This is a genomic window from Lacibacter sp. H407, from assembly GCF_037892605.1.
Taxonomy (GTDB): Bacteria; Bacteroidota; Bacteroidia; order Chitinophagales; family Chitinophagaceae; genus Lacibacter.
This window is the reverse complement of record NZ_JBBKTU010000002.1, coordinates 89,549-102,988: the sequence shown is the minus strand read 5'-3', so window position 1 is coordinate 102,988 and position 13,440 is coordinate 89,549. Positions and strand designations below refer to the sequence as shown.

The 13,440-nt window shown below is 40.3% G+C and carries 8 protein-coding genes and 1 other RNA gene; 1 reads left to right on the top strand and 8 read right to left on the bottom strand.

The window, feature by feature from the left end:
- Nucleotides 1-24: 24 nt before the first annotated feature.
- The 5 genes from WG989_RS19800 to ssrA form a co-directional block, all read right to left on the bottom strand.
- Nucleotides 25-1,377 carry a RagB/SusD family nutrient uptake outer membrane protein gene (locus WG989_RS19800; protein ID WP_340431825.1) on the bottom strand — a complete coding sequence of 451 codons (1,353 nt, stop codon included), beginning with the start codon at nucleotides 1,375-1,377 and terminating at the stop codon, nucleotides 25-27.
- Between the two features lie 26 nt (nucleotides 1,378-1,403).
- Nucleotides 1,404-4,580 (bottom strand): SusC/RagA family TonB-linked outer membrane protein, encoded by a 3,177-nt coding sequence (locus tag WG989_RS19795; RefSeq protein ID WP_340431824.1) that lies wholly within the window; start codon nucleotides 4,578-4,580, stop codon nucleotides 1,404-1,406.
- An 86-nt stretch (nucleotides 4,581-4,666) separates the two neighbouring features.
- Nucleotides 4,667-5,716, bottom strand: a complete 1,050-nt coding sequence (locus WG989_RS19790) for a FecR family protein (protein ID WP_340431822.1) — start codon at nucleotides 5,714-5,716, stop codon at nucleotides 4,667-4,669.
- A gap of 67 nt (nucleotides 5,717-5,783) precedes the next feature.
- Nucleotides 5,784-6,347, bottom strand: coding sequence for an RNA polymerase sigma factor (locus WG989_RS19785; RefSeq protein WP_340431821.1), 564 nt, complete (start codon nucleotides 6,345-6,347; stop codon nucleotides 5,784-5,786).
- Nucleotides 6,348-6,649: 302 nt separating this feature from the next.
- Nucleotides 6,650-7,022: a transfer-messenger RNA gene (gene ssrA, locus WG989_RS19780) on the bottom strand.
- A gap of 230 nt (nucleotides 7,023-7,252) precedes the next feature.
- Here ssrA and WG989_RS19775 point away from each other — a divergent pair.
- Nucleotides 7,253-9,055, top strand: coding sequence for a MutS family DNA mismatch repair protein (locus WG989_RS19775; RefSeq protein ID WP_340431820.1), 1,803 nt, complete (start codon nucleotides 7,253-7,255; stop codon nucleotides 9,053-9,055).
- Nucleotides 9,056-9,132: 77 nt separating this feature from the next.
- On the opposite strand, the gene rseP is transcribed toward WG989_RS19775, so the two are convergent.
- From rseP to WG989_RS19760, 3 genes are all read right to left on the bottom strand, one after another.
- Nucleotides 9,133-10,503 (bottom strand): RIP metalloprotease RseP, encoded by a 1,371-nt coding sequence (gene rseP / locus WG989_RS19770; protein ID WP_340431818.1) that lies wholly within the window; start codon nucleotides 10,501-10,503, stop codon nucleotides 9,133-9,135.
- Between the two features lie 93 nt (nucleotides 10,504-10,596).
- Nucleotides 10,597-11,763, bottom strand: coding sequence for a 1-deoxy-D-xylulose-5-phosphate reductoisomerase (locus tag WG989_RS19765; protein ID WP_340431816.1), 1,167 nt, complete (start codon nucleotides 11,761-11,763; stop codon nucleotides 10,597-10,599).
- Nucleotides 11,764-11,820: 57 nt separating this feature from the next.
- Nucleotides 11,821-13,317: a GH3 family acyl-acid amido synthetase gene (locus WG989_RS19760; protein WP_340431815.1), complete on the bottom strand. Its 1,497-nt coding sequence runs from the start codon at nucleotides 13,315-13,317 to the stop codon at nucleotides 11,821-11,823.
- Nucleotides 13,318-13,440: the final 123 nt, after the last annotated feature.

The following is a 13,440-nucleotide window of genomic DNA, read 5'->3' as shown; positions in this document are numbered from 1 at the left end:
AGTTACAGCCTCCAACACATCTAATCAATAACCGTCGTTTTGCGTATAGCCGGTTAAATCCCTTTCCACCTGTGGTATTGGATAATATAACAGATAGTTACGACCAGCCAGCGATGGAAGCAAATCAAGTCTGTTCGTTCGCTTAATATCGTACCAGCGATAACTTTCGCCATAAAACTCACGTTGACGTTCATCCAAAATCAGGTTTTGAAACTCAGTTGCTGTTAGAGAAGCTATTGTACCTGCCAACGGTGCTGTGGTATAACGTGCAGTAAAATAGCTGGCAAGTGCAGTTGCTGCAGCAGCTCCCACACCAAGCGCTTCTGCTTTTATTAAATGCATTTCAGAGTAGCGTGTCACCGCTACCGGTGTGGCATCTGCATTACTTGTAGTTACTAATTGCTGTCCCGCTTTACCATTTGGAAATTTAATGATGCGGGTGTTAGCTCCAGCTGCAAAAACGGCTGTTCTTCTTTTATCCCCCGTACGCACAGGCGTAGCACCATCAGCATAGAGATTTGTAAAGAGATTTAGATCGGGTGAATAGTTCCATGTAGGATCTACATCGTTTACACTTTGATAATATAGTTTTCGGTTATTGGTGTTTGAATTCACAAAAGCAAAAATCACTTCCTTGCTGGTGGTATTCGCAATAAAATTAGAAGCAAACCCATTTGCATCGCTGGTGAGGGTAAAATTAGAAGAGGATGCACCATAAGTTAATACCTTGTCTGCGTATACCACAGCATTTGTTTTACCATTCACTGATAAATATACTCTTGCCAACAGCGCCTGAGCTGCCTGCTTTGATACAAAAAACTTATTGCTGAAATCGGGTAACAATAATTCAGATGCCAGTAAATCGTCTGTTATTTGCTTCCATACTTCTGTTTCAGTTGAACGCTGTACAATATCAAAAGTCGTTTTCGTTAACACAGGCACCCCACCCCAACGGGTAACAAGATGATAATACATCAGTGCCCGGAAATACAAGGCCTCACCCCTGTACCGCTGAATGTCGCCCGTTTGAGAAGCGGATTTATCCAACGCTTCAAGTAAGAAATTAACATTGGCAATCCGGTTGTATGCATTGCGCCACATACTCAATACGCCCGCATCAGAAGGGATCATATTTACTGGGTCAACAAGACTAAAGCCAGGTCCACCTCTGAAATGATCGGCTCTGAGATCAAAATCAAACGCAAATCCAAATACACCGATTTCTGCCTGTGCATACACGCCATTGCGCAACTTTAAAATATCTTCATCTTTTAACTGCTCCTGTAAAATAGCATTTCGAGGCCTTATATCATCCAGTTGCTTTGAACATCCAATAGCTGTAAAAGCGATGCTGATGATTAACCAAAACTGTTTCATATCAAATAATTTAAATAGCGTAATAATTAGAATTTAATATTCACTCCAAACAAAAATGTGCGTAAAGTTGCCTGTAATCCAAAGTCAACACCATAGTTTGAATCGCCGGGGCTGCTTTCAAATGTCTGCTCGGGATCGTAACCGGAGTATTTGGTAAGTGTGATAAAATTATCAACTGATGCAAAGACCCTGATACCCGCAATTGATTTTAGTTTCAATGTTGTTGTCGGAATATTGTACGACAGTGTTGCTGTTTTCAGTTTGAAGTAAGACGCATTTTCTAAGAAACGTGTACTTGTAAGAAAATTATAACCTGCCGAACCGTACCCTGTATGCACACCACGCCGCACAGGTCGTGGAGTGGTATTACTTGTACCCGGCCCATTCCAGTAATTCAGCGCCACTTCTTTTCTTATTCCAAAAAACTGCTCTACAGTTGTGCCGTTCAAAAGTCTGGTATTAGAAAATGCATTACCAAGATGGTCCGTTCCTTCCGTACCATTTACACCCCTCCAGGCGGCCATTACTTTATTGCCAACAGCGAATTGACCAAACAAACTCAATTCAAATCCGCCATACGATAAATTTGAAGTAAACCCACCAAAGAAATCAGGAATAGATTTGCCCACATTCAATCGATCTGCGTCAGTGATATCCCCATCCTTATTTACATCTCGGTAGATTACATCGCCTGCTCGTACACCTTTAGCAAACAATGCAGTTGGCACGTCGGCATCCGTTTGATAAATGCCGGTTTGCTCATAGATAAACCAGGTACTCACCGGCTGCCCTGTTATTAACGCATGCATCTGGCCACCATACAGATTTGATCCGGAAGATGGAACAATCAGAAAGTTGGTATTATCAATTAATGAAACAACCTTGTTCTTTACAAACGAAATGTTTCCGCCAAAATCCCACTTAAATTTTTTGGTGAGAATTTTACCAAAAGCAGAGAATTCGATTCCACTGTTTTCCATCACGCCAATGTTGGAAGCAATGGTGGTATAACCCGACGTGGCCTGCACCGGCTTATTGTATAAAAGATCAGATGTGCGTTGTTGAAACACATCAACTGAAAACGACAAGCGGTTGTTCAGGATACTCGCATCAATTCCAACATTTGTTTGCTGCGCTTTTTCCCAGGTAATCGGTTGACCGATTTGTGATAAAGAGAATCCTGATTGCCCGTTATAAGAGTTTGTACCAGATGTTACTAGTGAACGTGATGCAAAATTACCCACACCCGAAATACTTCCCGTAACACCATAACTTGCTCTGAGTTTCAATTCATCAAACAATTGTTGCTTTTCCATAAACGCTTCTTTATGGATCAACCATGCGGCTGAAACAGATGGGAATGTACCGTAGCGTTTATCCTGCGAAAACTTTGACGCACCATCGATCCGCATACTGGCATTCAACATATATTTTCCCTGGTAACTGAGATTCAACCGACTGATATATGACTCCAACCCGAATGCAGTATATCCAAAACCATTTGCATAAATATTCGGTCCTGCATTGATCAGTCCAAAACTGCTCGATGGAAATGCACCGTTTGCGTAATTATCACTCAACACACCAAAATCTTCTGACGAAAACCGTTCAAACGAATGCCCTGCCAGTATACTGTAGTCCAGATCACCAACCTGGTTATTGTATTGAAACAGGTTGTCAATAACATAACGTAAGCGGGTATCCTTATTTTGCGCAATGGCACCCCAGCCCGCACTTTGGGCTCTCGCTACCATTTTCTCTGTCAGTGTTTTTTTCTCATCGTAATATGATGCAAATACTTTTACCGATGGGGTGTATTTAAATCCTTTAAACGGTTTTACATCGAGACTGATTAAGCCAATACCTTCATATCGTTTTGAGTTCCATTTTTCTTCGTTGATCAACATAAGTGGATTGTGTCTGATCAACTGCGTTCCATTTACTTTATAATCGCCGCTGGCGGTGTACGGACTGTACCAGGGTTGTTCCTCCCGTGCTGTTCGTAAAACTTTTAGTCCTGAATTTTCTTCTTCAATTAAATCTCTGTCAGCCAATGTAAAAGCAAGATTCGTATTAAACTGTAGAATACGATTTAACTTATGGTTCAATTTGATACGATATGAATACTGATTAAACTCGCTCGTTTTTAAAATACCTTCCTGTTTAAACGCACCAAATGAAGTGAAGTAGGTTGTTTTCTCATTTCCACCACTCACCGATAAATTATAATTGGACGTTTTTGCATTGGAGCGTTGCACCACTTTTGTCCAGTCAGTTTCTTCGATTTCAGAAGCCAGCGGTCTGTAATACACCAATGAAGTTCCACGTTGTGCGTTGTAATTATCAACTGCTACCTGCATCACATTTGCGTACTCAGTTGAGTTCGCCATTGTAATATCATTGGCTATTACGCCAAATCCCTGACGTGCTTCAAACTCAACCACCGTTTTTCCAATCGCTCCGGCTTTTGTAGTGATCAATACAACACCACTGTTTGCACGGCTCCCATAAATAGAAGCCGCCGAAGCATCTTTCAATACTTCCATTGATTCAATATCGTTCGGATTAATGTTTGGATAACCACCTTCGTTTGGAACGCCATCAACAACAAAAAGCGGAGCACTATTCCCACTGATTGAACCTACACCACGGATTAAAACAACAGGCCTTGCACCCGGAATGCCCGATGCGCTTGTGATATTAATTCCACTTGCCCTGCCTTGCAACATTTTTACAGGGTTATAGCCGGCACCCTGATCAACAGTGTTCATTTTTACCGTTGAAACTGCTGTTGACATTTGTTGCCGCTTCTGTGTACCATATCCAATCACTACGATATCACTCAATAGAGCAGTGCTGTCCTTTAATTTAATAATGATGGAAGTGGTTGCATCTTCTTTGAGTGCATAACCGGATAAGGTTTGAGGTTCATATCCAATACTGGAAAAAATAAAACTGTAACGTCCGCTAACGGGAAGTTTACTAAACTTAAAAATACCTGAGCTGTCTGTTTGTGTGCCCGATGTTAAATTCGTACTGTTATTTTTTGCCACCACTGTAACGTTAGCCAATGGTTCGCCATTTTCACTACGTACAATACCGGTAACATTACTGGTTCGTTCCTGCGCAGAAGCAGATAAACTTAATAATAATGTAAGCGCAGGCAATAGCCGTCCTAATGCTGCAAGCAATCCTTTCTTCATTTTAGCAGTTTTTTTTGTTATGGTAAAAGAATCCCTGATCACTGATAAAACCAGTGAAGTAAATCGTTATCTATAGTTGATTTGTATTACTTTCTTCGTATCGAATAACCACTATCTGTTTTCGTAACAGTTAGATTATTCAGCAAGGCTATGTCGTTTAGTATTTGTTCAATTGAATCAGACTTTTCAATTTTCCCGATAAAATTCATCTTGTTCAACTCCGTACCTGAATACTCAATTTTTACATTATAGATCGCTGATAACTGATCAAGCACCTGGCTCAGTTTCTGATTGTTAAACATAAACCAGTTCGATTCGTTCTCATCATCTGTTTTTACATCGCCGTTCTTTTTATTGCTTAACGGTTTCGAACTTCTTACAACCGTAGCAACATTGGTGGTCCGGTTATATCTGAATTCATCTCCGGGTATAAGAAAATAATCCCTTTCCAATTTCGTCGACTTTACTCCCCCTTTAACAACTACTCTTCCTTCGTGTAGCTTCACTGTTATCATCGCATTGGTTTCAAACGCACTCACGGTGAAAGCGGTTCCAAGGGCCGTTGTGGATATTTCGTTACTGTAAACAGTAAACGGTTTCGTTTTATCTTTTGCAACTTTAAAATAAGCTTCACCCTTTAAATAAAAACTTCTCTTTTCTGCTTCAAAAGGTTCGTAGTATTGAAGTTCACTGTTAGCCTCTAACATAACAACTGAACCGTCTGCCAACTTTATTTCCTGAGCATTCTTCGTTTTGTTAGTCACTAATTTCAAAACAGGTGAAGCACTGTCTTTTTCAACCACTGCCGTCTGTTCGGTTATCACCTCGTTACCATTTCGGGTAAAATAGTTCACCCCAAAACCTATTGTAATAAGCACTGCGGCCGCTGCCACATATCGCAGCCATGTTCTTGCTTTCACTTCCCCGTAAGTTGATTGACGGATCGTTGAAAGCATTTTTTCCGACACTACAGGGTGCAACCTGTTCATTTGCTGAAAATCAGACCAATCCGCTTCACCAATATATTGTTCAACAACACCCGGATGCTCATTCAGGTACGCAATCACAGCCTCAACCTCCGAAGCATTGCATTGATCCTGAAAAAATTGTTCGATGAGTTGATCCGTAATCTTCATGTAGTCTGTTAATACTGTTATATAATACGCTTCAAAAGCAATTACCCCCTCCTACCCTGAAAAATATTTATTTAAAAACAAGCAGAAGCAACCATAACAAAGAAAAAATAAGAACTTTGAAAGCTTTTCGTATCTGCTTAATGGCCTTTGCTATATGGTTCTCAACATTTTTAGTAGTGAGCGAAAGTTCCGCTGCAATCTCTTTGTGTGTCAATCCACTTTCACGGCTTAATTGAAACACTTTTTTACGCACAGGCGGCAACCGCTCAATAATCGCACTGATCCGTTCGCCAGCTTCCTTTTTCATTAGGTTGGACATTACGTTTTCACTTTCCTGGGGAATAACATCTGCATAACGATCCAGTACCTCTCGCTGGTTGGCATTCTTTCGTAAAAGATCAATTAAAGTAGTTTTTGCAATTCGGAAGAGTTGTACTTCCAATGAAAATTCTTCCGACAAACTTTGCCTGTAGTTCCAAAGCTTAATAAATGTCATCTGCACCACTTCCTCTGCGATATAGCTCGAGCTCGTTTTCTTCAGAATGTAGAAGTACAGTTTTTCATGGTGCAACGCATACACCTGCTCAAAAACAGACTCGTCACCAATTTTTATAGCAGCAATTTGGGTCAATGGAATTGATTCTTTTCAATTGCAAGTTCGGGAAAATACTCAACCATTATAAATACGAAAAATTAATTGATCATCAATGTACGAGGACATTGATTGATAATTTATACATAACATGGTATCAAAGCATAAAGTTCATTGCTCAAATTATTCGCAAATAAGAATAATTTCTCGCTACTTTGAATACAAAGACATAAATGGTTGAACGTTTAACCATTTATTTGCAAATAATATAGGTACCTCAATATCGATAATTCACTAAATAAAAAACCCTGAAACCTTTATAATAAATGGTCTCAGGGTTAAAGTGGAGCTGAGCGGATTCGAACCGCTGTCCAAACATATTCGCCAAAAGCTTTCTACATGCTTATTTCATGATTGATTGTCGGCACTACACAGGACATGAACATACCAATGTAATACGTAGCTGGATGGTCTTTTGCAACAGTCACAGCCTTCTGTTACAGCAACCTGTTTTGTGTTTGAGTCGGCGGCGGAACTTGGTAACAGATCAACCTGTTCGGCGGCCCTAATGACTACCTAATCACTGATTAAGCGGCCATGGCATACTGTGTATTGCCATTTGAGTTTTTGAATATTCAGATTAAAGTGCTAATTATCCAACGCACTGCATGCTTACACCTTCAAAGATCTATGCTGTCAAAACCAGGCAGCCCCATTTGCGAGTACGAAGTACAAAGTGAAAAGTACAAAGTAGCTGCGGACAGCAAAAATACATTTATTTCTGTTACCGGCCTTTGTAAGTGCATCGTCGGCATCGGCGTCGCACTCTTGTACTATGGTACGGTAGGTCACCCGCAGTTCTATAGTGTGGCACACAAAAAGAGACGGTAAGAGTACAAACAGTAAAACAAAGTCATTGTTTCTTTCTTTCTTAGTTTTACAACATGGCAGGAACTATTACACCAGAAAATTTTTACAGAAAACAACTAGAAGATTTAAAAAATCACTTAAACAATCTTCTGAAACAAAAACAGCTTCTTGGCTGGACTCGATTCGGGATTCTGGTTGCAACCGGTTTGCTCATCTGGTTGTTTGCTGAGTACGGTATTTTTTTAGCAGCAGCCATTTTTGCAACCGGACTGGCAGTGTTTTTATTTGCTGTGCGAAAAGATTTTGCAAACAAAGATGCCATCAGTCATCATGAAAGGTTGATCGCTATTAATCAGCAGGAATTACTTTACCTGCAACACAAGTACACACATCAAAAAGATGGCAGTGAATTTTATAAAGATGAACATCCGTACGCAGGCGATCTTGATATCTTCGGCCGGGCTTCGCTTTATCAATACATCAACCGTACAAATTCACAACAAGGAAATCAACGTTTGGCCGGTTGGTTATTAGCTCCATCAAATGCTATTACGATTCAGGCACGGCAACAAGCAGTTCAGGAGTTGATACAAAATACAAACTGGCGTCAAGAGTTACAGGCCTATGGTTCATCAGCCATTATTACTATTGCAACGCAACAGAAAATGGAAGATTGGCTGAAGGAAGGAAATCAATTCATTCATAAAAAAATATGGCATGTCATTCGTTATTTGTTCCCGATCGTAGCAGTCAGCACATTGATTTGTTTTCTGTTTGATGTGATCAGCTATCAGGTTTTTCTCCGCTCGGCCTTAGTATTTACAATTGTGGCATTTGCCATTACCCGCATTATTGTACCGCTCTATCGAAAGCTCAACAAGATCACCGAAGAAATGGAAACGCTATCGAAGAGTATTGCCTGTATCGAGCAGGTTACTTTTCAAGACCCGTTACTCACTTCGTTAAAACAACAATTTTATACCGGCAATCAAAAAGCATCGCAACAGATCTTTCAACTGAAAAATATCTTCAACCGATTCGATTACCGTTTGAACCCTGTTGTATTTATTCCATTGAACATTTTTCTGCTATGGGATCTGCAGCAAGTACTTCAATTGGAGAATTGGAAACAAAAAAATAATCAGCAGATCAATCATTGGTTTGATGCATTGGCAGAACTGGAAGCACTGAACAGTATTGCCATAGTTGCATTCAATCATCCGCATTGGAGTTTCCCGCAATTAAAAATAGATGAGCCAACTTTTATTGCTGAGCAATTAGGTCACCCGTTAATTGATGAAAGCAAAAATGTATTGAATGATTTTTCTACTATCGGAAAAGAGCAGATCAATCTCATCACCGGTTCAAATATGGCGGGCAAAAGCACCTTCCTGCGAAGTGTGGGAGTAAACATGGTATTAGCTGCAATGGGTGCACCTGTTTGTGCAAAGAAATTAACAGTTACTCCGTTGAAAGTAATGAGCAGTATGCGCATTAAAGATAATCTGGAAGAAAGCACTTCTACTTTTTATGCAGAGCTAAAGAAATTGAAACAGATCATTGATGCAGTGAATAACAATGAGCCGGTGTTTATTTTACTGGATGAAATATTACGAGGCACCAATTCAAACGATCGTCACACTGGATCAAAAGCACTCATTAAACAATTACTGCAACATAAAGCAACCGGCATTTTAGCAACACATGATCTGGAACTCGCCAATCTTGCACATGAATATCCGGTAAGCATACACAACTATCATTTTGATGTGCAGGTAAATGCCGATGAATTATACTTCGATTACAAATTAAAAAGGGGTATCTGCCAAAGTATGAATGCTTCTATCTTAATGAAGAAAATTGGTATAGAACTTTAAACAGCATCAAAAAAAATGAGAAGACAATTCCTGTCTTCTCATTTTTAATTATCCATTAAAGAATTATCAATTCACTTTTATCTGTTCCAGCCAAACAGATCATTTCCGTTTGCATAGATCAATAAACCAAATAGAATTACCATGCCCACAATTTGTGCGTATTCTAAAAATTTCTCGTTTGGTTTACGTCCGGTGATCATTTCGATTAATGTGAAAAGAACATGCCCGCCATCCAGTGCAGGAATGGGCAACAGGTTCATGAACGCAAGAATGATGCTGAATAAAGCTGTGATATTCCAGAAACTTTCCCAATCCCATTCTGAAGGGAAAATAGAACCCATCGATTTGAAACCACCGATGCCTTTGTAGGCTTCAGTATCAGGATTGAGAATAAGTTTGAACTGGTCAACATACTCACCTAACTTACGAAACGTTTTATTTACACCGGCAGGAAACGATTCAAAAAAACCAAAGCTTTGATGATTGATCTTGATAATACCCATTTCAGCATATTGACTATGATTGAGATAAGGAATTCCTGCTCTTCCTTCTTTATCAACTTTTGTTGTAAGTTGAAGCGTATCATTTTTACGAACAACTGTCATTTGTGCTGTTGCACTTTTCTTTTGCTGAAATAACGTAGGCATTTCATCGTAAAAAGAAACGGGATTGCCATCTATTGCAATAATTTTATCATATTCCTGTAAACCCGCCTGCTTACCAAAAGCTGTATCCTTTGGATCGTAGGCGCCAACAATTGATGGAATACGATATGCTAATAAACCTCTCTTTCGTTTACTTTCAATTAGTTTTCCTATTAATCGAACAGGTATATTAATTTCATGATTTTTACCATTCCGTTCAACAAGTATTTTCCCACCTGAACCAATGAATACTTTCAGATTTAAGTCTTCAAGATATTCAATTGGTTTCCCATTAACCTCCAGTATTTTATCACCGTTACGCAAACCAATTTCGTTCATTAAGGAGTGCTGAGTCCAAATACCATCTTTCAAACTGTTCATTGGTGTTCTGTCTTCACCCCACACAAATAAAATCATGGCATAAATGATAAACGCAAGCAACACATTCACCGTTACACCGCCAATCATAATGATCAAACGTTGCCAGGCCGGTTTACTTCTAAACTCCCAGTCTTGGGCAGGTAGTTTCATGGCTTCTTTGTCCATGCTCTCATCGATCATCCCGGAAATTTTTACATAACCGCCTAATGGCAGCCAGCCGATACCATATTCTGTATCGCCGACTTTCTTTTTGAAAATAGAGAACCAGGGATCAAAAAATAAATAGAATTTTTCAACACGGCATTTAAACCAACGTGCTGTAATAAAATGTCCGAATTCATGAAAGATGATGAGGATGGAAAGCGACAATAATAATTGTGCGGCTTTGATCCCAAACTCGGCCCAGTTAATTGCTAATAACATAGATTAAAAAATAATTATAAACGTTGTAGGTCAAATACGGAATCTGCAAATATCGAAGAAAAACAGGAGGCTGAATCCAAAACTTTTACAAAATTAAAGTTGGATCAACGATGCGGTGTAGTTTCTTGCCTCTGCATCACTATCCAGGTACTCATCCAATGTTGGCTTTTCAATAAACGGAACATGGTTCATCGTCTTTTCAATAATATCCGTCATATCCAAAAATCCAACCCGGTTGCGCAAAAACGCCCACACAGCAATTTCGTTGGCCGCATTCATGATACAGGGAAGATTACCTCCTTTATTCAATGCATCAATTGCCAAGGCCAGATTGCGGAAGGTTTTAAGATCAGGCTCTTCAAAATTCAATGTGTTGATCTTTTTAAAATCAAAGCGTGGAAACTGATTGGCAATCCGCTGCGGAAACGCCATCGCATATTGAATCGGCAGTTTCATATCAGGTAAGCCCATTTGAGCTTTAATACTTCCATCTTCAAATTGCACCATGCTGTGAATAATGCTTTGCGGATGAATCACCACTTGTATCTGTTCAGGTGCAAGATTAAACAACCATTTTGCTTCGATCATCTCCAGCCCCTTGTTCATCAAGGTGGCAGAGTCAATGGTAATTTTAGCACCCATACTCCAGTTGGGATGCTGCAACGCATGATCCCGTTTTACATTCACTAAAAAGTTAGGCTTTCGTCCACGAAAGGGACCACCGCTTGCTGTAAGAATAATTTTTTCGATCTTATTTCTGTGTTCCCCAACCAAACATTGAAAAATGGCCGAGTGCTCACTGTCAACCGGAATAATCGGCACCCTGTTCTCCACTGCTTTCTGCATCACAATATCACCTGCAACCACCAACGTTTCTTTGTTAGCTAATGCAATGGCTTTTTTATTTTCGATGGCCCGCAATGTAGGTTTCAATCCGGCAAAGCCGACAATAGCAGCCAGCATCATATCATACGTATCAAACGCTGCCACTTCTTCCAATGACTGTTCGCCTGTAAATACTTTTACATCGGTTGAAGCCAATGCATCTTTTACTTTTTGATATTTTTTTTCATCAACAATTACAACTGCATTGGGATTGAATTGCAACGCCTGCTTTACCAGCAGTTCATCATTTGTATGAGCGGTGAGAATTTCTACTTCAAACAGTTCGGGATTTGCTTCTATAACATCCAGTGCCTGTGTACCGATGGAACCCGTTGATCCGAAAATGGCAATACGTTTCTTTTGTTGTTGCTGCATATATATTCTTGTGTGATGATGCTGCAGAGACAGGCAGCCTGCATCTTACTTCGTCAATTAATTATCTACCCATTTCACTAACGCATCGGCAATCTTGCGATCGTTACTGAGACGTGGCACTTTGTTTTGTCCGCCCAATTTACCAATACTTTTCATGTAATCGATAAATCCATTCTTTTTCATCGGGGTGATCTTGAGTGGCTTTAAAATATTGCCGGCAATAAGATCATCATAATAAATATTCTGATTCCGCATCAGCTCATTGAGTTTGTTGGCAAACCGTTCCATATCTGAGGGGCGGTTTTCAAACTCAATAAACCATTCATGGTAGCTTTTTCCTTCGCCCTGCTGGATCATAGGGGCAACTGTAAATTCTGTGATATGTATATTTTCCTCGGCTGCAGCCTTGAGCAGACTTTGCTCCACTTCTTCCCCGATTACATGCTCACCAAAAGCAGAAATAAAATGTTTGATACGTCCTGTAACAACGATCCGGTACGGACTGGTAGATACGAATTTCACGGTATCGCCAAGATTGTAGCCCCAAAGTCCGGCATTACTATTTATAATTAGTGCATAGTTTTCACCCACTTTCACATCTTTCAACGTTAGTCTCGTTGGGTTTTCGGTATGAATTTCTGCTGCCGGCACAAACTCGTAAAAAATCCCATCATTGGTGTTTAGCAATAATCCCTCTGCTTCCTGCGAATCCTGAAAGGCAAAAAAGCCCTCGCTGGCGGGGAACAACTCAATACAATCGATTTTTCGTCCAATGCTTTCAAACAGTTTGGCTTTGTAGGGTTCAAAATTCACCCCACCCTGGATCATTACGCTGAAATTGGGGAAAATATCGCCTACCTTTTTCCCGGTGCGGCTCATCAATTCATCAAAATACATCTGCATCCATGGCGGAATACCGCTGATGAGGGTCATATTCTGGTGAATGGTTTCATCCACTATTTTGCCCAGTTTGGTTTCCCAATCTTCAATACAATTGGTTTCGTATGATGGGAGCTGATTGGTACGCAGGTATTTCGGAATCAGGTGGTTGGAGATGCCGCTTAACCGGCCGGTGGGAATATTACCGATCCGCTCCAGCTCCGGTGACCCGGATAGAAAGATGAGTTTTCCATCGAAAAAACGGGTATTACCGGTTTCAGATGCATAACAAAGAGCGGCGTTCCGGGCGGTTCCAAAATGATTGCTGACCGATTCTTTGGTGATGGGGATATATTTCGCTCCGCTGGTGGTGCCCGATGTTTTGGCAAAATAAAGAGGAACGCCCTTCCACAATACATTGTGCTTGCCTTCAATGATCTTATCGATCCAGGGCCGCATTTGCTCATAATCCCTGATGGGCACGGCCTGTTTGTATTCGTCGTAGCCGTTTACCTTGTCCAGCCCCAGCTCTTTGCCATAATCGGTACCTCGCCCCACTTTGATCAACTGCTTCAGGATCTGCTCCTGATCTGGCACAGCCGTTAATTTATTTTTCTGGATGGTCTTATATATATAACCGGCAAAGGGTTTTGCCAATACTGATTTAATTTTCATTCCAAGTCCTCGTTTAAGAGGTCACAAATTTAGCTTTACCAGCTCAAAGCATCCCGTTAAAATGAGAGCAAATTTTTTGTGTGGAAACTTGTTTTCAACGAAATTTTATCCCTACCTTTGCAG

Bases quoted from the DNA above. Each gene is read 5' to 3' on its own strand.
- WG989_RS19800 (WP_340431825.1), bottom strand. From the start codon at position 1,377: ATGAAACAGTTTTGGTTAATCATCAGCATCGCTTTTACAGCTATTGGA.
- WG989_RS19795 (WP_340431824.1), bottom strand. From the start codon at position 4,580: ATGAAGAAAGGATTGCTTGCAGCATTAGGACGGCTATTGCCTGCGCTT.
- WG989_RS19765 (WP_340431816.1), bottom strand. From the start codon at position 11,763: ATGCAGCAACAACAAAAGAAACGTATTGCCATTTTCGGATCAACGGGT.
- WG989_RS19760 (WP_340431815.1), bottom strand. From the start codon at position 13,317: ATGAAAATTAAATCAGTATTGGCAAAACCCTTTGCCGGTTATATATAT.
- WG989_RS19775 (WP_340431820.1), top strand. From the start codon at position 7,253: ATGGCAGGAACTATTACACCAGAAAATTTTTACAGAAAACAACTAGAA.
- WG989_RS19790 (WP_340431822.1), bottom strand. From the start codon at position 5,716: ATGAAGATTACGGATCAACTCATCGAACAATTTTTTCAGGATCAATGC.
- rseP (WP_340431818.1), bottom strand. From the start codon at position 10,503: ATGTTATTAGCAATTAACTGGGCCGAGTTTGGGATCAAAGCCGCACAA.